General features: G+C 53.0%; 15 protein-coding genes, 1 tRNA gene, 2 rRNA genes and 1 pseudogene (1 of these 19 running past the window's edge). 13 read left to right on the forward strand and 6 right to left on the reverse strand.

What is annotated here, in order from left to right; translation table 11 throughout:
• The 3 genes from ACR3E0_RS02210 to ACR3E0_RS02220 all read left to right on the forward strand — a co-directional run.
• Positions 1-2339, forward strand: a 23S ribosomal RNA gene (locus ACR3E0_RS02210) (it extends 600 nt beyond the left edge of the window).
• 189 nt (positions 2340-2528) lie between these two features.
• A 5S ribosomal RNA gene (gene rrf, locus ACR3E0_RS02215) occupies positions 2529-2643 on the forward strand.
• A gap of 125 nt (positions 2644-2768) precedes the next feature.
• Positions 2769-2845, forward strand: a tRNA-Met gene (locus ACR3E0_RS02220).
• A 430-nt stretch (positions 2846-3275) separates the two neighbouring features.
• Here ACR3E0_RS02220 and ACR3E0_RS02225 read toward each other — a convergent pair.
• From ACR3E0_RS02225 to ACR3E0_RS02240, 4 genes are all read right to left on the reverse strand, one after another.
• Positions 3276-4451 carry a recombinase family protein gene (locus ACR3E0_RS02225; protein WP_480475756.1) on the reverse strand — a complete coding sequence of 392 codons (1176 nt, stop codon included), beginning with the start codon at positions 4449-4451 and terminating at the stop codon, positions 3276-3278.
• Positions 4452-4608: 157 nt separating this feature from the next.
• Positions 4609-5331: a hypothetical protein gene (locus ACR3E0_RS02230; protein ID WP_480475758.1), complete on the reverse strand. Its 723-nt coding sequence runs from the start codon at positions 5329-5331 to the stop codon at positions 4609-4611.
• Positions 5332-5499: 168 nt separating this feature from the next.
• Entirely contained in the window at positions 5500-5712 is a 213-nt protein-coding gene (locus ACR3E0_RS02235) for a helix-turn-helix domain-containing protein (protein ID WP_170734239.1), read from the reverse strand.
• 636 nt (positions 5713-6348) lie between these two features.
• On the reverse strand, positions 6349-6633 hold the full coding sequence (locus tag ACR3E0_RS02240; RefSeq protein ID WP_480475760.1) for a hypothetical protein: 285 nt from the start codon (positions 6631-6633) through the stop codon (positions 6349-6351).
• Between the two features lie 110 nt (positions 6634-6743).
• On the opposite strand from ACR3E0_RS02240, the gene ACR3E0_RS02245 reads away from it, so the two are divergent.
• The 3 genes and pseudogenes from ACR3E0_RS02245 to ACR3E0_RS02255 form a co-directional block, all read left to right on the forward strand.
• Positions 6744-9872, forward strand: coding sequence for an adenylate/guanylate cyclase domain-containing protein (locus ACR3E0_RS02245; RefSeq protein WP_480475762.1), 3129 nt, complete (start codon positions 6744-6746; stop codon positions 9870-9872).
• Positions 9873-10005: 133 nt separating this feature from the next.
• Positions 10006-10980 carry a hypothetical protein gene (locus ACR3E0_RS02250; RefSeq protein ID WP_480475764.1) on the forward strand — a complete coding sequence of 325 codons (975 nt, stop codon included), beginning with the start codon at positions 10006-10008 and terminating at the stop codon, positions 10978-10980.
• A gap of 393 nt (positions 10981-11373) precedes the next feature.
• Positions 11374-11763 (forward strand): annotated as a pseudogene (locus tag ACR3E0_RS02255) (transposase); the annotation flags it as partial.
• A gap of 143 nt (positions 11764-11906) precedes the next feature.
• On the opposite strand, the gene ACR3E0_RS02260 reads toward ACR3E0_RS02255, so the two are convergent.
• Positions 11907-12920: a hypothetical protein gene (locus ACR3E0_RS02260; protein ID WP_480475766.1), complete on the reverse strand. Its 1014-nt coding sequence runs from the start codon at positions 12918-12920 to the stop codon at positions 11907-11909.
• 1330 nt (positions 12921-14250) lie between these two features.
• Between ACR3E0_RS02260 and ACR3E0_RS02265 the strand changes: the two genes are divergently transcribed.
• Together ACR3E0_RS02265 and tnpB are read left to right on the forward strand one after the other, a co-directional pair.
• Positions 14251-14688 (forward strand): transposase, encoded by a 438-nt coding sequence (locus ACR3E0_RS02265; RefSeq protein ID WP_480475768.1) that lies wholly within the window; start codon positions 14251-14253, stop codon positions 14686-14688.
• Complete coding sequence (gene tnpB / locus ACR3E0_RS02270) at positions 14685-15035, forward strand: IS66 family insertion sequence element accessory protein TnpB (RefSeq protein WP_480475770.1); 351 nt, start codon at positions 14685-14687, stop codon at positions 15033-15035. The genes ACR3E0_RS02265 and tnpB overlap by 4 nt, the downstream gene beginning before the upstream one ends.
• Before the next feature lie 117 nt (positions 15036-15152).
• Here the strand turns inward: tnpB and ACR3E0_RS02275 are convergent, their stop codons facing one another.
• Complete coding sequence (locus ACR3E0_RS02275) at positions 15153-15785, reverse strand: tyrosine-type recombinase/integrase (protein ID WP_480475772.1); 633 nt, start codon at positions 15783-15785, stop codon at positions 15153-15155.
• Positions 15786-16092: 307 nt separating this feature from the next.
• On the opposite strand from ACR3E0_RS02275, the gene ACR3E0_RS02280 reads away from it, so the two are divergent.
• The 5 genes from ACR3E0_RS02280 (at position 16093) to ACR3E0_RS02300 (ending at position 19883) form a co-directional block, all read left to right on the forward strand.
• Complete coding sequence (locus tag ACR3E0_RS02280) at positions 16093-16326, forward strand: helix-turn-helix domain-containing protein (RefSeq protein ID WP_480475774.1); 234 nt, start codon at positions 16093-16095, stop codon at positions 16324-16326.
• A gap of 198 nt (positions 16327-16524) precedes the next feature.
• On the forward strand, positions 16525-17055 hold the full coding sequence (locus ACR3E0_RS02285) for a transposase domain-containing protein (RefSeq protein ID WP_480475776.1): 531 nt from the start codon (positions 16525-16527) through the stop codon (positions 17053-17055).
• Between the two features lie 69 nt (positions 17056-17124).
• On the forward strand, positions 17125-17376 hold the full coding sequence (locus tag ACR3E0_RS02290; RefSeq protein WP_480475778.1) for an IS66 family transposase: 252 nt from the start codon (positions 17125-17127) through the stop codon (positions 17374-17376).
• A gap of 31 nt (positions 17377-17407) precedes the next feature.
• On the forward strand, positions 17408-18046 hold the full coding sequence (locus ACR3E0_RS02295; RefSeq protein WP_480475780.1) for a hypothetical protein: 639 nt from the start codon (positions 17408-17410) through the stop codon (positions 18044-18046).
• Positions 18047-18329: 283 nt separating this feature from the next.
• On the forward strand, positions 18330-19883 hold the full coding sequence (locus ACR3E0_RS02300; RefSeq protein ID WP_480475782.1) for an MBL fold metallo-hydrolase: 1554 nt from the start codon (positions 18330-18332) through the stop codon (positions 19881-19883).
• The last annotated feature ends 81 nt before the right edge of the window (positions 19884-19964 follow it).

Consider the following 19964-nt stretch of genomic DNA (forward strand, 5'->3'; position numbering starts at 1 on the left):
ATCGACTTGGTCTCACGAGCAAGCTTAAGCCGTTAGGTGTAGGCGTAGCGAAAGCGAGTCTTAATAGGGCGAATGAGTTCGTGGGATCAGACCCGAAACCGAGTGATCTAGGCATGGCCAGGTTGAAGGTAAGGTAACACTTACTGGAGGACCGAACCCACATCCGTTGAAAAGGATCGGGATGAGCTGTGCCTAGGGGTGAAAGGCCAATCAAACTCGGAGATAGCTGGTTCTCTGCGAAATCTATTTAGGTAGAGCGTCATCCGAATACCCCGGGGGGTAGAGCACTGGATGGGTAATGGGGCCCCACAGGCTTACTGATCCTAACCAAACTCCGAATACCCGGGAGTACTAGATGGCAGACACACTGCGGATGCTAACGTCCGTAGTGGAGAGGGAAACAACCCTGACCTACGACTAAGGCCCCCAATTCATGGCTAAGTGGGAAAGCAGGTGGGACGACCAAAACAACCAGGAGGTTGGCTTAGAAGCAGCCATCCTTTAAAGATAGCGTAACAGCTCACTGGTCTAAATAAGTTGTCCTGCGGCGAAGATGTAACGGGGCTCAAGCCATGAGCCGAAGTCTAGGGATGCGTAAGCATCGGTAGCAGAGCGTTCTGTGAAAAACGTCCTGCCTCTTCATAAACCTTTGTTTGACGGAAGATCGGGCCGCCGCGACGCTGGGGCGGGTTCCTGTGGAGAGATCTGCAGGGCCTCAAGTAGCGAAGCGATAGGCCAACAAAAGATCTTCTGATCTGCAACATGTGGTTTATGCGCAGGCATGGACGTTTGCGATGAAGCCAGGCTGTGAGGCACTGGTGGAGCGATCAGAAGTGAGAATGATGACATGAGTAGCGACAAAGAGTGTGAGAGACACTCGCCGAAAGTCCAAGGGTTCCTGCTTAAAGCTAATCTGAGCAGGGTAAGCCGGCCCCTAAGCCGAGGCCGAAAGGCGTAGGCGATGGGAACTAGGTTAATATTCCTAGGCCAGGAGGATGTGACGGATCACAGGTGTAGTTCAATCTTATCGGATTGATTGGGCTGCTGAGTGGTTCCTGGAAATAGCCCTCCATCAGACCGTACCCTAAACCGACACAGGTGGACTGGTAGAGCATACCAAGGCGCTTGAGAGAACGATGTTGAAGGAACTCGGCAAAATACCTCCGTAAGTTCGCGAGAAGGAGGCCCGGTTCCTAGGCAACTAGGGGCTGGGGGCACAAACCAGGGGGTGGCGACTGTTTATTAAAAACACAGGGCTCTGCGAAGTCGCAAGACGACGTATAGGGTCTGACGCCTGCCCGGTGCCTGAAGGTTAAAAGGAGAGGTGAGAGCCTTGAATTGAAGCCCAGGTAAACGGCGGCCGTAACTATAACGGTCCTAAGGTAGCGAAATTCCTTGTCGGGTAAGTTCCGACCTGCACGAATGGCGTAACGACTTCCCCGCTGTCTCCAACATCGACTCAGCGAAATTGAATTGCCTGTCAAGATGCAGGCTTCCCGCGGTTAGACGGAAAGACCCCGTGCACCTTTACTACAGCTTCGCACTGGCATCAGGATTGTGATGTGCAGGATAGGTGGTGGGCTTTGAAGCCGGGACGCAAGTCCCGGTGGAGCCTCCCTTGAGATACCACCCTTCGCACTCTTGATGTCTAACCGCGGTCCGTTATCCGGATCCGGGACCCTGCGTGGCGGGTAGTTTGACTGGGGCGGTCGCCTCCTAAAGCGTAACGGAGGCGCGCGAAGGTTGGCTCAGAGCGGTCGGAAATCGCTCGTTGAGTGCAATGGCAGAAGCCAGCCTGACTGCGAGACTGACAAGTCGAGCAGAGTCGAAAGACGGCCATAGTGATCCGGTGGTCCCGAGTGGAAGGGCCATCGCTCAACGGATAAAAGGTACGCCGGGGATAACAGGCTGATACTGCCCAAGAGTCCATATCGACGGCAGTGTTTGGCACCTCGATGTCGGCTCATCTCATCCTGGGGCTGGAGCAGGTCCCAAGGGTACGGCTGTTCGCCGTTTAAAGAGGTACGTGAGCTGGGTTTAGAACGTCGTGAGACAGTTCGGTCCCTATCTGCCGTGGGTGTAGGAGACTTGAGAGGAGTTGCCCCTAGTACGAGAGGACCGGGGTGAACGATCCACTGGTGGACCAGTTGTCGTGCCAACGGCAGTGCTGGGTAGCTATGATCGGACAGGATAACCGCTGAAGGCATCTAAGCGGGAAGCCCCCCTCAAAACAAGGTCTCCCTGAGGGCCGTGGAAGACCACCACGTCAATAGGCCGGAGATGTAAGCGCAGTAATGCGTTCAGTTGACCGGTACTAATCGCCCGATAGGCTTGATTTGATCCAGTAATGGAAAGACAAATCACCAGAAGCATACACACCTTGAACAAGGACAGCGTCGCAGCGCCAAGCCGCGATGTTGGTTGATTATATAACCGTGCGGCAACGCGCCTTTATCTGCGATAAAGACGCTGCCTGCCGCGCGTCGCGCTTTTGCTCCGCAAAAGTCGCGACGTGGGCTTTTCCTCGGTTTGGTGGTCATAGCGCAAGTGAAACACCCGGTCCCATCCCGAACCCGGTCGTTAAGCACTGCAGCGCCAATGGTACTTGGGCTTAAGCCCCGGGAGAGTAGGTCACCGCCAAACCTAGCAAAAGCCCACAATCTCTCTAAAACGATATCAGAATTACCGACCCCGGCCTCAAGTAGCGTAAGCGATAGGCCAACAATGGTCTCAAGTAGCCGAATAGGCGGTAGACCAAACCAAAGTGTCGCGGGATGGAGCAGCCCGGTAGCTCGTCAGGCTCATAACCTGAAGGTCGCAGGTTCAAATCCTGCTCCCGCAACCATTACAGTCGAACGCAGTGTCAGACGAGCCGCCTCAGGGCGGCTTTGTTCGTTCTGAGATGCTCCCAACGCAAGCAAACCTGCCAACTCTCCAACAAGTTCAATCGCATACTTTCCATCATCTGGGATCAACCTGATCTCCGATAGACAGCTGCGAATGATGGATGTCGCTTTCGCTTGAGATGACGGATCGCGCAGTGCCGTGGTCAGATTAGCGACTTGTTCACGATACACATCGGACAATCTGGGATGCAGCAAAACCGGCGGTTCATCTGACACTGAATTGATGATGCCTTCGAATTCGACTTTGCGCGCTTCTAACTCAGTCAGCTTTTCTTTCATGCTGGGGTGGAACATGCCATCGCTGATGGCGTTTGTTAGATTGGCGATCTTACTCTCTACTTTCGCCAGATCGCGTTCGGCCTTACTCCGTTACTGTTGAATGGACCCGGTAAGACGATTGTATTCCTCTTGATAAGCGTTGGTGAATTCCGCGATCAGATCAGGGTGCAGCAACTGTTCCTTGAGGCCGGAGAGAACACGGTCCTCCAAGTCTGTGCGTTTTATCGTCAACCGGTTGTCACAAGTACCTTTGTTCTTATGAGCGGAGCACCCATAATACTGCTTTCCGACTTGGGTGATGCCGCCGCCGCAACGCCCGCAGGTCAGCATGCCAGAAAACAGATGCCGTGCCCGCTTGGTGCGGCCCAACTTCTTGATGCCATCGCTGATCGCGGCGTTGCGCGTCTTTTCCTGCCGTGCCTTCACCGCGTTCCAAAGGTCATCGGACACGATCCGTAACTCGGACACGTCTTCAATCACCCAGTCTTCCGGCGGGTTTGGGCGAGCTTGCCGTTTACCGCTGTCCGGGTCTTTAACGAAACGCTGCCGGTTCCAAACCAGTCGCCCGATATAGAGTTCGTTGTTCAGGATGCCGGTGCCACGCTGGTGGTTGCCGTAGATCGTCGAGGCACCCCATGTACTACGAGGTCCGGGAATGCCCTCTTCGTTTAGATTGGTGGCGATGGCACGTGGGCTCATCCCATGGCTATAGTCGCGAAAGATACGCCGTACGATCTCGGACTGATCCCCATTGACGCGGCGGTCCCCTGTGCTGATGGACCCATCTGCGCCAATGTCTCGCACGACATCGTAGCCGTAGGTGACACCACCGGCTGATTTGCCTTTGCGCACACGTCCCTCAAGTCCGCGATGGGTCTTTTGAGCCAGGTCTTTCAGGAACAGGCTGCTCATGGTCCCCTTGAGGCCGATATGCAGTTCGGAAATCTCTCCTTCAGCCACAGTCACAATCGGGATGCCCTGAAACTGCATCTGCTTGAAGAAAGCGGCAATATGTTCCTGATCCCGGCTGATCCGGTCTAGACCTTCCGCCACAACAACATCGAACTGGTTGTGACGCGCATCTTCCAACAGTCGCTGGTAGCCGGGACGCAGATGTGACGCCCCGCTGAGCCCCCGGTCAGAATAGGTCTCCGCTTCCTGCCAGCCATTGCCATTGATCAAGCGGAGGCAGAGCCGGTGTTGGTCCTCAATGGAGGCGTCACTTTGAAGATCAGTGGAGTAGCGGGCGTAGATGGCGGCGCGCATGTGTCGGGCCTTTCGGACTGAGAAACGAGTTGGCCCAACCCATTATAAGCATGGATTGGGCCGTGTCTTCCACTTTCGATTGCAACCCGTTGCAATGAAAAATGCCTTGATCATAGGTATTTGACCGAACCTGAGATCGACGGGCGGGAGTGAAAGCCTACCGTTTGCGACCCAAGCTCTTCATCTTAGCTTCCAACAGAGATTGGTAGTCGTCACAGGCTGACAGTCCGGTGGCACGATTGTAGTGCTTCTGGGACATGTCCAGCGTCGCGTGGTCCGTCAGCGGGCGGGTCACATAGCGGTCCGACGACAAGCGGTCCAACCGGGGAAGATCGAGACCGTGTTTGTCAATCACGTGGTTCCATGTATCGATCATGGACTGAATGTACTTGGCCGGTTCATTCTTCAGCAGCACAGCGTCGAGGACCGTCAGAAACGCCTGAACCACTTCGCCACCAATGTCCTTGGGCGAGATCGACCGGGCACTGCAATAGCGTGCAAACCGCATCAAGCCCCAAACCTGATGGGTGGATTGCACAGTCGTCAAAAACGCGCCCCACTCCGGGGTCAGTTCAGATTTGGCTTCAAAATCCTGCAACACCCCGACCGCACGCAGGGCACTGGCCAGATCGCTTTTGGTAGTGCTGAGGGTGTTGGGCTTCACCCCGCAGGCGGCAGGATGCAGCGATGCCAGCAATTTGCGCAGTTGCGGAATGTTCGTCGGGATATCCGACGGAGGACGGTTCAGGTATGTACTGATGCGGGAAATCGGGGACAGTTTGGAGCGTTGACGTTTTTTGTTAGGGTCAGGATTGGACTTCAGAACGTCCAGAACCTCGGCCAACGTTGTTGGCGGTTGGATCTCTTGGTGATGTGTCATGATAAACCACTTCGGTTTTGAAATTGGGGACAAAAGGGGACAAACGAGGACAGGCAGACCCACGGCGGCTCTCTTGCAGACATTCGGGAAACCAAGGGCGTGAATTTAAAGCCGAAGTTTACGCACCCGTTTTCCCGAACGCTCGAAAAGCCGAGATTTGTGAGGGCTTTAGAGAACATGGGCCGCTGCCAGATTGCCGCGTTGCTTGGCAAGGGCATGCAAATCACAGCGCGCGATGCGCCAATCGCGGCCCAGCCGGGTTGCAGGCAGATCACCGGATTTGATCCAGCGGCGAACGGTCTTGGTGCTAATGCGAAACAGCGCGGCGACATCGCGCACGCTGAGATAGGCGGACTCCTCCGAAATCGGCAGATCAACCATGATCAACCTCCGGGGCTTCACTGTTGCAACGGGTTGCAAAATCCGAGCGCGCAGCCTCGCGGGCCAACAGGCGCACAAGGCTGATCAAAGGTTCGGGGATACCAAGATTGGGCGGGTTACACTTGGGAGCAGAAGACGAACACGTTATCGATACGTTCCTTCCAAAGGAACCGCTCGAGACAATGATCGCGATGTTCTGGCTTAGGAGCGCACTCCAGACGACAAAACACTGATCTCGATAGAGATCAGGATCATTGCCATCGAGTGCGTCAAGGACGATGAGTCGTCCTATTTTCTCCCAATGATTGCGGCCCAGCCATCACGGCTGGTGGGTTGATAGTACTCTTAACCTATGAGCCGTTGCTTGCCTGTCAAGGGCAGCACGGCGTGGTTACCTCACGGTTACCACTACTGAGATCAGGCCCGACTTCTACATTTTTAACTCAATGAAGTTATTTAAATTTTGTCTGTTTTGACTTTGGGTGGTTATCCGGACGTGATAGTCTCAAGCGCAAGGGTGCCGGGTGAGTGCCTGGATACCTCCTCTCTCTGACAAGCGACGAGGCCACTCCAATCGGCGACCGCCGATATGTGTCAACCCGGCACCCGAACTCTTCAGTACAACTGATAACAAGTTCAGTCCCAGCCCCGCTTGACGGCTCCAGACAGCATCACGGTGATCTTTGCCCCTATCGTTTGATCGGGATTGCGTTTGAACATGAAAATCTTGCTAAAACCGCACCGTGTTCCAAGACTGCGACTGTGCTGGATACGGTAGCCATGGCTCACGCGTTCGCGGACTTCTTTTACCATGTCGTGGTCGTTGATCTTCAAATCCCGGATCGCGTCTTCTTTCAACCGACGTCTAACCCGTTCGGCAACTGCGCCTTCAAGTAGTAGTTGTGCTTCCGGCACAAACACCGCACATCCTTTGACATTTGGCGCGAGTTCTTGTTGGCTTCATTAATCCGGGATTGGCTTCGCGTTAACCGGCCTGCCAGAACCGTAGAGAAGTGAAGGGCCCGTTGCCGATGCTTACATTAAAGTCATGGCTCGAATCTCTGAAGTTGGAAAAATACCTCGACGTGATGGAAGCCAATTCCATTGATTTAGACGTCATCGGAGAGCTTTCTGAGCAGGATTTCGCAAGCCTTGGCATCGCGCTTGGCGATAGCAAACGACTTCTCAAAGCGATGAGGGCGCTGCCGGAGGAGAGGGAAGACCCCGACGTTGCCGGTTTTCAGGAATCCGCCTCCGCCTTCGAAATCGCGACAGAACGGCCGCGAAGGTCCATCGGCGAGTTGCGTCAGATGACGATCATGTTCGTTGATTTGGTCAACTCGACAGGGCTCGTGCAGGAACTGGGGATCGAGCAGTATCGAGACTCGCTCAAGGCCTTTCAGAACCTCTGTGCCGAAGCGATCAAAGAGAATTTCGGCTATGTCGCTCAATTCGTCGGTGACGGGGTGGTTGCCTACTTCGGTCACCCGGTAGCCAACGAAGATGATGCAGAACGCGCAGTGCTCACGGCACTTGCAATCATCGAAAAAGTGAGCGTGATCCCTGTTCCCCCGCTAGAAAAACTGTCCGTGCGCATTGGCATAGCGACCGGCGATGTTCTGCTCGAAGACATTATGCACGGCACACAACAGGTCGACAGTTTCGTGCTGGGGGATATCCCCAACCTCGCCGCCCGCCTGCAGGCGCTGGCCGATCCTGGGCAAATTGCCATATCTGGGCGAACGCGGCGGCTTTTGGGGTACAACTTCCGCTGCACTTCGATCGGCAAACACCAACTGAAAGGATTTTCGAGCCCTGTAAGTGTTTGGCTGGTCAAAGAATCTCGAAAGACAGAGCTACGCTTCGAGAAGCGGATACACGGCGCGCTAACCCCCCTGATTGGGCGTGAAGGCGAATTCAACTTGCTGCGCAGACGCTGGAACGCCGCCTGCCGTGGCGAAGGACAGGCAATATTTCTCTCTGGCGAGGCGGGGCTTGGAAAGTCGCGTCTAGCAGAGGAAATACAGCAAACGCTCGTTCTCCCCATGGGCCAGAGGCTCAGCTTCCAGTGCTCACCCTACCATGAAAACAGCTCGTTCTTTCCAATAAAGTCACATATCATCAATGCTGTCGGCCTTAAGGAAAACGACACTCTCAAAGAGCGTGAATCCAAACTGAAAACGTTTCTGGAAGAGCGCGGCAACGCCTCCGACGAAGTGACCTCACTGTTTTCCAACCTGCTTTCTTTCGGTGCGCCGGAGCAACGCCCGCCTGTGGCGCCCGAAGAGATTAAAACGCGCACTTTTGAGATCCTGCAAAACTACGTCGAACGCGCCTCGCTCAAAAAACCTGTCTTTATCCTCTTCGAAGACCTGCAATGGATCGATCCCTCTTCCGAAGAGTTGCTCAACAACCTGCTGGAGCGAATCGGCAATCTGCGGGTCATGGTACTGGGCACCTACCGCCCTGAATACACACCAAGGTGGTCGAACCTGCCCAAGGTCACCACATTGTCGTTGCCCAGTTTGGGCACGCGCGAAACAGCGCAGCTACTCGAAGCACTGATGAGCGACGGAATGGCACTGAACGGGCTTATGGAAACCATCATCACCCGCTCGGAAGGCGTACCGCTCTTTGTTGAGGAAATGGTGAGTATGCTGGCCCGCTCCGCGGGTTCAATCCGGCCGGACGGCCATTTGAAACAAGAAACACTATTCCCGTCGAACTTGAAGGACCTGCTCCGGGTCCGGCTCGACCATCTGAGCGTCGCACCGGACACGATTTCAATTTGTGCCGCTCTGGGACAGGGCTTTACGAGTGATCTCGTCGCCGCCGTTGCTGGGCGACCGGTAGATGAAATCCTGTCAGAGCTTCAAAACCTCGCACGCGCACAGACCATGGTGGAGAAATTTGAAGGAGGCGAAAGCAGTTTTTCTTTCCGCCATGCCCTGATCAGCGATGTCGCCTACGAGGCGATCTTACCACAACAGGCAAGGAGTCTTCACCTCCGCATTGCCGAAACCATGGTAGCGCGTTTTGCGAACCTTTGCGCACGTCAGCCCGAAATTCTGGCGCTGCACTACAAAAAGGCGGAACAATTCGACGCTGCGCGGGATCGGTGGCACGAAGCTGCCAAGCTGAGCCTGCGCAACTATGCCAGCAACGAAGCAATTGCCCAGATGAGCGCCGCGATCGAGGCGCACAACAGGCTTGAGCACCACGAAACGTCCGACCAGATCGAGATCAAATTGCGCCAGTCTCTCGCCGTCGCCCTTGAAATGCGCAGCTGGGGCTCGCCCGACATCACAAGAAATCTGGAAAAGCTGATCGCGCTTAACGAGAAAAGTGGCGATCACGAAGTGGCTTTTACCAACCTCCACCAGCTCATAGGTGAACACTTGATCGGTGGCCGCCCCGATGCCGCCTGGCCGTATTGCGAACAAATGACTGACATGCTGGCCGATGACCCCAATGCCGCTTTGCACACCTTAAGCGAACACAATAGCGGCTTGGCTTCGCTGCTTAGGGGCGAATTCGACCAGGCGATTTCTCATCTGGACCGTGCACTTGAACATCGCGCCCAGTGCGACTTGAGCGAAATCAACCGATTCTATCCAGCGGATACGGAAATTGTCGATATGGTGATGCGCTGCTGGGCACGCACTCTGCAGGACCCTGAAGATGACAAGGTGCGCTCGGAACTGGAGCAGGCGATAGCCAAAACCCGCGCCGAACGCAGCGAATTCTCCCGCTGCTACGCGTTGAGCATTATCGCGTCCATTTACTGTACCTACGGTGAACCCGCACCCTGTCTAGAATTTGCCAAGGAAGCGTACGAAACCAGCAAAAGAAAGAAATTCAAGTATTGGGAACACTGGTCCGCCGTACTTGTGGGATGGGCCGAGACCAGATGTGGCGAAGCAACGGGTGTCAAGACCCTACGGGACGGGCTTGAAAAATATGTGGAGACAGGATCGGGTCAGATCGTTGCCTTCTCGCACAGCCTGCTTGCGGATGCCTTGCTCCATCAGGGCGATCCGGAAGAAGCCGCCGTGGAAATGTCCAAAGCCCGTGAGATTCTTGCGGTCTCCTCCATCAGGTTCCATGAACGGCTGACCGATACAATCGAAAAGAAGATTAAGGCCCATCCCGCCGTTTGACCACGCTGCACCCTGCAACCCGAAATCCCGTTCACAGTCCACATTTTCCCGCAAACCGGGGGAATTCTTAGATTTTTTAAACCGAACGTGCTACGGTTCCGGCATTACTCGAATTTTGTTGTCGGAGTAAATTATGAAAAGACCCAGTTTAAGTATGTTGCTGTTAACTTGCATTGTCGCTCTTTTTGCCGGTTGTTCCTATGTAGTGGAAGACGAGAAGGGATCATCATTCAACACGATCAACCTGCCCGACCAGAAGGTGGTCGCGGGCGGAGTATCTCCTAACAAGAATCTGGAAGACCCGCCCAAGCCAGTGAAAGAGTTCACGGAAGCGGATTTCAAAAGGCTCCTGTCGCAGCTCAGTGAGCCCCCTTGCGATCCCCAGCAGGAGTTTTGTCCTGCCATTAGCCGGGCGTCGGTTGTCCGTGACTACGGCGGATTTTCCGGGGTCGCAACCGAGCCGGTAGTAAGGGTTGCGAACAACAGGAACCTGTTCGGCACAAGGACAGTGTCGGTCAAGGGGCAGATATTGGACAAATGTCTGCACGACTCTAGGCTCGCCGGGTACTATTATTCGGGCGGCGCAGATGGTCCGTATGCAAAATCAAGCGGCGACCTTCGTCTCTGTGTCCTGATGCGAACCGCAGTCTCGCGTGCTGGAAGGCTGACGCCAGCAGTTCGTTACCAGTATTTCCACGTCGAGGCCGGGAACGCCAGGGTCGACAAAAAAACCATAGAAGACGCGATAAAAGGTGTATTTCATAAAGCCTTTGATGCGACAGAACTGAAGGTCAGCGCTGCCATGGCGGAGCCGTTCGAATACAAGCTTTATGCCGCGAAACAGGACATCAAAATCGTCAACTATTGGGAAGCGAATTGGGAGCTTGGCAAGGGCCGCGCAAAATGGAAAAAATTCGATCAAAGCACAGTTCCACCCGGAAGTCTGAATCGTATCCCCCTGATCTTTGCGGATAACGGGACCGCCTGTATTGACATGATGTTCCCGAAGGAAACGGGCGTACCAATGACACTAAAACCCGACGCCGCGGCCGGTGTCCACTATTGCCTCGGTCGTTGTTCAAAACCGCCCATCGTGAACACGCGCTGACAGAGCGGTCGGTTTGGCGACCCTGTCGCGCGTTGCGTGTTTCAGCTGGCGCCGTTTTTTCTACTTCGCGAAAGTTGCATTTGCCCTTTTAGGCGAGCCGGCATGAACTTCCGTGTCGAAGGCTCCACCAGAGATGTCCCGTAGAAAGCGGGATATAACTACGCATGTGAAGGGTCCTGCGCTCGGATGCCGTGGGGCTTTTCTCGCTTGGTCGTCCTTCATCTTGCTCTGAAATGCACGCAACGCAGAGGCGTCTGTGAACCCATGGCGGACTTAAAGAAACTGGGAGCCGGTGTAGCCGATCCGCAGGCGATCATTCTGATCGAAGGAAAGAACGCGAGTAGGAAGGTCCAGACTTGCTCGCATGTTCTCTTTCAGAATGGGCGTGTGACCCACCTGCTCGAAAACGCACACGGCCTGCATATGAGGACCGATATCACACCGGGTTGGACATCTGATTATCGTGGTTTCGATTTGGTAAAGGTAGACAATCTGCCTTAGCCGCGCGTGTTGATAGCAGATCGCGGCTATGATGCTGACAAAACACGTAGACAGATGAATAGTCGAGATGTGATGACCCAGATACCGATGCGGAAAATCATATGGATGCGCGTTGGTGTCGACCGTTCACTCTACCGGCCGCGAAATCGGGTCTAGCGCTGCTTTTACAGGCTCAAAAACGCTCGACGTGTTGCGACCCGCTACCACAAGACCGCAGAGAGCTTCCTCGGATTCATAGACATAGCGTCCGACCGACTTTGGCGTCGCCATTTGTCAACATGAACTAGTCGCCAGTTCTCTTGATTAACGGCGTAAGTCGCGATCACTACCGCAGGTCACAAAGCCCAAAGCGCTATTCGCTGCGCTCACATAAGCGCATCTCGTTTTTATCGATGCCTCAATTTTGGCGTGCGAGAAGAATTGACCTATCGCGTCGCATCCAAACCCGGTGGAACGCCCTTGCAATAGCCGCCCGCACAAAACACACCTGCGTTTGGCAGCGACGCCGGCACGGAAATGTCAAAACCATTAACCTTATCCACGAACCAAATGTCGATACAGGCATTCCCTACAATCAGGTATGCAGGGTTGTTGGGCGGCAGCGCCGTGCCGTCAATTTGCATAAGTACAAGCTGAATTCCCGTTCCTCTTGCAATAAACCGCTGCTGATACGAACCACCATTGGGCGGCGGGTTTGAAAAGCCGCCTGATTCTTCGACTTTCAGGCTTTGGCCATTCACATTGAATACCCACCGCACATTGATTGGGATGCCCTCTATGTCGTTCGTAAGTAGATTACGACATAGGACAAACTTGGTGGTTCTTATGTCGAATTGGCCACGACCAAGGCCCTCGTTCGCGTCTTGATCAAAAGCGTACTGGACGGCAGTCATGGAACTACGACCCAAAATAGCCGTTTTGTAGATTTCCCATTTGTTATTTGGATTGCCCAGATCTGGTGGGGCAGGCGGAAGCGCCCTACACTTTTCTGCGCCGATGTCAGAAACTGTTAGCATTTCTATCGCTGCCGCGGCTTGCACTCCACCGCCGTTCAGTTCTTCATCTTCAAAATACCCGAGTGAGTCACCAAGGGCTTCCAACCCAGGGTTATCACTTTGTCTAAGAGCATTGATAAAAGCATCTTCGTTCAATGACCTATAACCATCCTCCTCCGAAGCATTTATCGCAAGTGCGGACTCGGAGCTTAGGCCCAACTCGCTTATTTGGTCGGAAAGCTCTTTTAGGTCAAAAAACTTCTTTATGTGGTTACCTTCAGAATCTTTTTCCTCGGACAGATAGCTGTAGAAAACACTTGGCACCGTCACGATTTCGTTGTCCTGACCGCGAACATCCGTCGCAATGGACAATGAAACCAATAGACACATCGGAGTTCCGTAACGAGCCTTGCTAAAAAAGGCTGCGCAAAGACTACTGATCATAAAACCCTCCCGGAAAAACTTAACGACAAAAAAGCAAAGACTTAAAAACAACAGCTATCAGCTGAGTGCGCTTGAACGGCAAAACATTCACGCAATGAACTAACCACTACAGCGGCGTAAGGATAGCACAATTCAGTGTTCGCTGCACTGGGTTTGTGGCAGTGCGTAGTACAGTTGCCCCTTGGGCATTTCGTTTTGGCCGGAAGCCTCATTCTTAGCAAGGAAACCAAGTAAACTGCCAAACACTGCATCAGACAAAAAATATCGGTCAATCATATGGCGACATCGCGAATGTCGGCCTCGACCCGTGCCGCTAGGCCGAGAACTATCATTTTGGGCTAGACCATGCGCGGTGGGCTGAGCTGTCTAAATTGCTTGGTCTCGTGCGCCAAACAAATGCGCATAGCTCGGCCCATAGTGTGCTTCGTCAAGTGATAGAAGCGGTCACATCACCGACAAGAGCACGATCGCTTTGTAAGCATTTAAAAGCGTCCGGCCTCTTTGCTCTAAGAATTGATTGGGTTCAGCGGCATCATAGCCGCCACGTAAGATGCGCGCAAAATGCAGCGTCCGCTGCGGTTTCATTCGCCCCCGTGCCGTTATCGTATCTGACCAGAAAACCCCGAACAATTTCGCGTTTCAAATCGTTCCATCCTTTCGGTCTGGAGTTGGGAAGGCTGGCAATGGTGACCCTCCCGGGCCGCCCCCCTTGCAGGCTTTAATTCAGTATAGTCGCTCAGAATCTTGTCGAAGAGACTCCGAATTTTTTGTATGCCTCTAACTTGGCGTTTCCAGACACTTTTTTTGACTGCCGGTAAAGCTCTACCGCTTCTACGAATAGGTTGTTAACTTCCGCGTCATTGTTTTGTGCTCGCACTTCGAATGCTGAAATGCAAAAAAAGCAAACGCCAGCAGAACGGTTCAACGCATGTGACGCGACGATCCGTTGAAATCACCGCCTATACCTGACATTTCAGTTGCGTTCGGCATCGGTGGTTGCGCCCTCCCGCAACCAAATCCCAACAGCCCGCTCGATCTGCAAACAGTCCACTGGACTGTTTGCTCAACGATCAAACCTCGCCAGGCCAATAAAATGAAGGTCAGAGGTTCAAAGCCTAAGGCGAACTGTGAGAAACAAACGTGCCCAGCGGGTTCATCACGCGGCTCAGGTGGCAACCCAAGACCAGCGGCCAGGAACGCGGCGCCAAGCTCAGCAACCGCTCTTCCTGGGCCTACGATTTAGTCGTAAGCGTTGCATCTGACCCCCTAAATCACCCCTGATCAGCTCGTACCTGGCAGTTTATGATGTCCGAAAAAGGATACAGGCATCATGAATTCTCAAGCTCTAGGTGAACTCGCAAGTGACCAGAAAATCGAAAAAGTCTTCCATGCCTATGGCTACTCAATTCCCGTTGGGAAGGACGGCCGTCGACTGTGGCCCAGAAAATTCAAAAATGAAGTGGGTCAACGCATGAGAACCGGACGTCTATCAACACGCGATGTCGCAAAGACATGCGGCATCTCAAGTGGTACCGCCTCCGAATGGAAAAAAGACGCTGAGCGGAAAGCGTCAGGACCGCACTCTACTCTGAAGGTAAAATCGCAACCTGTCTTTGCAGAGATTAAGGTCGATCCGGTCGAAGAGCCGGTTCCAGAGGCACAAGGGCACATCATCTTCAAGCGTGGCGCCTGTGAGGTCCTTCTTCCTTCAAATTACCCTCTCAATCAGCCCACTGCTTTGATCAAGTCGTTTGAGGGCAACTCATGATCGCACCAGCAGGAAATTTTAAATTCTACGTCGCGACCAGGCCGGTCGATTTCAGGAAAGGTATGGATGGTTTGGCAACCATTGTTATGAACGAATTTGACCTCGACCCATTCAGTGGTGCTATCTTCATCTTCCGTTCCAAGCGGTCGGACCGGCTCAAACTCATCGTCTGGGATGGGACTGGACTTGTGATGACCTACAAGCGGATTGAAGGCAGGGGATTTGAATGGCCGCAGATACAAGATTGCGTCATTAGTCTCAACAAATCGCAGTTTGAAGCTCTATTTGAAGGGCTTGATTGGAAGCGTGTTACACCGCGATACAGCCGGCGTCCCGTGGCTGCATGAAATCCCCTGCTTGTTGCAATGGTAAACTACCGCTGTCCACGACCTTCTGCAGTTTCCACTACGAGCCCAATAGCCGCCTTTGCTATCGAACCAGGATACTGTAAGTGCATTTGACAGCTATGCACCCCAAGTCGATGCGATGTTCTTTATTGATTTGGGATCAGTGTAACCGGTTTGATGTTGGATTTCCTGTATAGACATCCCTGATGCCAACATTCTTGCGACTGCGACTTGGCGAATTTTGTGCCAATCAACTTTTGCAGTGCTGCTCATCGGTTTTCGGAGCTCGACCAGAATCTTTTGAGCATCCCTCGTTGTAAGAGGCTCAGTTTTTATCATTCGGTCGTTCTTTCGCATGACAGGGAACACATAATGCTCCGGGTCATAGCCATCTTCGAAAATTTCCAAATAACGGTATGTCATAGGGCGAAGAGGCTTCGGAATCGGGACGATCGCCTCGAAGGATCGGTCAAAATAGAACCCAAAATTATGCCCAATTATACGATCTGAAAACCAGAAGCGTGTCGAAGTACCAAACGTATCCACTTGATGGACGAAGTAGGTCATTTGCCAGAGCTGAAGCTTCAGCAAGCTACTGATGCTCAAACCGGTTGACCATGCCAACGCGAGTAGAACGCGGTTCCGGCGTCCTCGGATGGAACTATCCCCCGACTCTTTGATGAGCGCCTGGATATCACGATCATGCACCGACAACAGCGGGCCGCCTGGTGGCTTTTCGGCTTCAGGCAATGATTCCACCCATAGATAGAAATTATTTTCCAGCCAGAGATAATGCGTTCCAAATCCGAATGCACTGCTGATATCTGAATCTGAGTGTAAAATCGCGCCAGTGACGCTCGGTTTTGTCTGTTAAAACTCAACAGGTTGCAAAATAGCTCAGAATTCTGAAATTTCGTTGCCGTGTGACCAAATGAGTGCAAGTGTCATATGGATCATTAAAAACCAAGTAAACACAGCTGGTTACAGAGTTTTTCTTCTTGCTGGGGAATTGTCGTTGCGCTTATGCAGTAGCAAAGTCACGATTAGAGACCCGCAAATGCAGGACCTCAGAGAAAGGCATTTGAAGACGAAGTATGAGCTTCAGCGCGCTGGAAGCTCATTCAACGAGGCCGCGCGCGAGCTTGGTTTAAGCCACAGCACAGTGCTGTCAGTGAGCAACTCACGTTCAGTTTCAGCCAAGGTTCAGGCAAGGATCGCGGATAAAATCGGCGTTCATCCAGCTGAAATCTGGCCCGAACGCTACCCCGAATACAAAGGAGATCCAGAATGAGCGGTTAAACTCATGGGCTCTGAATAAGCAAGGCCCAGAGGATTTTGCCGATCCTCAAGGGCCTCAAAATCGTCTAGTACCACGATCTCGCTGACTTCATCCCATCCCCACATCAAAAAATCAAGAGAAAACGCGGTCGGCATGTCGGCCGCGACCAAAGCGGCTGTGCTTGCGGCCAACATGGGATGAATAGGAGCAATGAAGGATATTCAATCTGCCTGCGCGGACCTCGCGGGTTATGCAGATTCGTTCGTGGCCAACGTGGCAGCCCGAATATCGAAGGCTGACCACCAGCGCGAGGCTGACTATGACAATGAGATCGTGCTGAAGGATGCGAAGATTTCGACGCTTTCTGCGGAGATTAGGGTCATCAAAGCTGATAACCGTCGCCTTCGAGCGCAGCTCAACAAACTGGCGGATATGCAATTCGGCCAATCGAGTGAAAAATCACCGAAGCGGAAGGATAAGGGCAACGTTGAAGCAGATCATGGAAAAGTACCACCTGATCCGATGAAGCCCGGACAAGACGGTTCGTCAATCGTGTCCAAACCCGAGAAGGTGTCGAAACCACGAGGTATGAAAGGGAAACAGTCCGTCACTATTCCAGCACATCTTCCCCGAGAAGATCGGGTCATCGAGCCGAAACAGGAGGCCGGGTGCACATGTGGTTGCGCCATGCGACCGATGGGTGAACAAGTGATCGAACGCCTGACCTATAAACCTGCTTAGGTTCGGGTCATTCGGGAGCACTATCCGAAATATGTATGCCGGGTCTGCGATAAATTTGTGCAGGCAAAAGTGCCACCGCGTGCCTTCGACTATACTCGCTTTGACGATCGGTTGATCGCAGGCCTCGCGGTCAGCAAATTTGCAGATTTCATTCCGAACTACCGCCAAGAGCAGATATTCAAACGTTCTGGTGTCAAGTTCCACCGTTCAACAATGGTGCGTCTGATGGATGAACTTGGGGACGCACTCGTACCAGTTCACGCGGCTCTTGCAGCGAACCTGAAGACAGACGTGTGTGGCGTTGGCCTCATACCTCACTGAACTAGCCAATACATCGCATACATCGGCGCTTGTGTTCGATGATCCGGTTTCATCACTCGATCATCGCTGGCGCTCAAAAGTCGCCAAGCGCCTGGCAAAGGAAGCCGGCGTGCGGCAGGTTATCGTGTTCACGCATGACATGATCTTCGTAAACGATCTGGCGCAGCTGGCTTCGGAGCGAAATACGCCGACTGCGCTGGCGCATCTCTCGCGCGGACAGGATGTCGTCGGCATCGTTAACAAGGACTTGCCATGGACGGCCTCTAGTATTCGTGACCGGATTGATAAATTTGAAAAAGAAGCCCGCGCTGCAAAGCGCTTGTTCGAGGAGAACGACGACGAGGGCTACAAAACGGCAGTATCTTCACTCTACAGTCGATTGCGGGCGACTTGGGAACGGGCGCTAGAGGACATCGTATTTGCCAATGTCGTGATACGTCACCGCGACTACATAGACACCAAAAATTTGAAGCGTGTCACAGCCTTGGAAGAGGCCGATGTCCAAACTTTCCAAAATGGATTCAAAAAGTGCTGCGACTTCGTCGATGCGCATGATCCTTCCCGTGGCCATGATCCCGAACCACCAGAGCCATCCGAAGTCATGGCCGACATTAAGTCGTTGAAGGGCTGGTCTGAAGAATTACGAAGAAAGATGAACGGGGTCTCTTGATACCACAGCCTTGCAAGAAGCGTCGGGAAGACGTCCACGACGTATGGGTGCCGCATAACCTTGGTATTTTGAGAGCCGATTCATTCATGATAATTGACAGTAATGAAATCTATAATTTCTAAAAAGCTGCACAGAGCCAAACTTGATCCTTCCAGGAAGCAGACGCTACTCGTCGGTGAAGATAACTGCGGCAATTCGATGAGATCATGCCGGTGCTTCTCGTCTAATTGCCATTGAAGAAATTTGTGGGGGTCAAATGTATAATACTAACTCCGAGAAACCTTTGGACGACGAGCAGTGGGAGCAGGCATGCCTGTGTGCCGAGACCAGAGTTCGCTCAGACATTGCTCGAAATTATGGCCTCAGATTGAAATTTAAAGACATTTTTCTCCCCCTAGAAGGGAGTATCCCAGACGACGTTCTGGCCCAAGCGTTGGAACATATAAAACAGTCTTTCGATACGGAGGCAGAACACAAGAAGTGCCAGGAGTTTCTGTCTAAGAAAAGGAAGGAAGCCGAACATCTCTCCGCTCGTACAGCACGCCTACCTTCTAGTCATTCTCGGGCATGGAAGCGCGACGATTCAAGGCATGTTTTAGGACATCACCGATATCAACTACCGGTCGGTCAGGGTGGCTTCCACGTCGGCACTCTTCGGAACCTTGGACTTTATGAGGCTGTCTGGCGGTCGTCACTTGTTGATGACGCGGTACCTTTGGCCGATTTCATGTATGTTTATGATTGCGGCTCCATCCCTATCGCGGGTGTGGTTGAGGCGGTACGATCGATCGTATCTCGCCGGGTGTCGCGCCGTCTCGACATGCTTTTTGTGTCGCACTTCGATCGAGATCATATCTGCGGCATACCTCACCTGTTACATCAAAAAAAAGGACTTCAGGTCGATACGATCGTGATGCCCTACTTGGATGATGTTGAACGGATTATTGCATTTGGAAGAAGCTCGGCTACAAGCGCCGAACCCCGAGCGGAACGTTTCCATGAAGACATGGTTGTTGATCCAATTGGAACAATGACCCAGTTCGGTCCGCGGCAGATCGTGATGGTCGCAACGGATGAAGAGGACGATGCTGACTCGGGCTTTTTCGAATTGCCGCCCACGGAACCTCCTCGTTCCGACCCCGACGGTCAGCCATGGAAGAGTAAAGGTTCTGGTGGCCCTAGAAGTGCGCCACCTTCTGCCCGCCGGACGCCCGAGGGTGCCATTGTCGTCCAGAAAGTTGAATTCAACATTGCCGACGGGATCGAAGGCGGATGGTTGTTAAAGCCACATGTGAAAAAGGCATCTCTGAAAGACCGAGAGGCCTTCTGCGCTGCTGTTGAAGTGATGCTGAAATGGCCGAGGGGTAGCTTCCGTAAAAAAGCGCAAAGTAAGAAAGTACGTCGGTTATTGGTAACGAAGCACCGGACTACACTGTCTCGAGCTTACGCCTGGACTTTCGGGGACAAGAACGAAACTTCAATGTCCTTATACTCTGGCCCAACAAAGCCTGAGGAAGCCGGTGCATTAGTATATAAATCTCAACAATACGATCGTGCCCGCGTTGGCTGGCTGGGAACCGGGGATACGTGCTTTCTCGATCCCCAAACGGTGAGGGAATACCAAGATCACTATAGTGAAGAGTTAGACATGATCTCCACCTTCATGCTTCCTCACCACGGTTCAGCGCACAATTTTGATCCTGATCTGCCAGTAGTTGATGCAGAGCTCTGGGTTGCGGCGGCCCAACCTAAAAACACGAGCTGGAAGCATCCGGCGCCGAGTATTGTTGAGGCGATCAAATCAAGCGGCGCTAAGTTCCGCAAAGTAGGTTCCTAGCCGAATTCTCTATTAGTGGAACGAATGGTTGTTTTCTGGCCTGGTTGAAAGGGCCTAGTTGCCAGAATAACGAGAGAATAG

The organism is Ruegeria sp. AJ12 (assembly GCF_056536245.1).

What these genes read in the sequence shown, in the direction of transcription:
- ACR3E0_RS02225 (WP_480475756.1), bottom strand. Translation starts at nt 4,451, where the DNA reads ATGCGCGCCGCCATCTACGCCCGCTACTCCACTGATCTTCAAAGTGAC.
- ACR3E0_RS02230 (WP_480475758.1), bottom strand. Translation starts at nt 5,331, where the DNA reads ATGACACATCACCAAGAGATCCAACCGCCAACAACGTTGGCCGAGGTT.
- ACR3E0_RS02235 (WP_170734239.1), bottom strand. Translation starts at nt 5,712, where the DNA reads ATGGTTGATCTGCCGATTTCGGAGGAGTCCGCCTATCTCAGCGTGCGC.
- ACR3E0_RS02245 (WP_480475762.1), top strand. Translation starts at nt 6,744, where the DNA reads ATGCTTACATTAAAGTCATGGCTCGAATCTCTGAAGTTGGAAAAATAC.
- ACR3E0_RS02250 (WP_480475764.1), top strand. Translation starts at nt 10,006, where the DNA reads ATGAAAAGACCCAGTTTAAGTATGTTGCTGTTAACTTGCATTGTCGCT.
- ACR3E0_RS02260 (WP_480475766.1), bottom strand. Translation starts at nt 12,920, where the DNA reads ATGATCAGTAGTCTTTGCGCAGCCTTTTTTAGCAAGGCTCGTTACGGA.
- ACR3E0_RS02265 (WP_480475768.1), top strand. Translation starts at nt 14,251, where the DNA reads ATGAATTCTCAAGCTCTAGGTGAACTCGCAAGTGACCAGAAAATCGAA.
- tnpB (WP_480475770.1), top strand. Translation starts at nt 14,685, where the DNA reads ATGATCGCACCAGCAGGAAATTTTAAATTCTACGTCGCGACCAGGCCG.
- ACR3E0_RS02280 (WP_480475774.1), top strand. Translation starts at nt 16,093, where the DNA reads ATGCAGGACCTCAGAGAAAGGCATTTGAAGACGAAGTATGAGCTTCAG.
- ACR3E0_RS02285 (WP_480475776.1), top strand. Translation starts at nt 16,525, where the DNA reads ATGAAGGATATTCAATCTGCCTGCGCGGACCTCGCGGGTTATGCAGAT.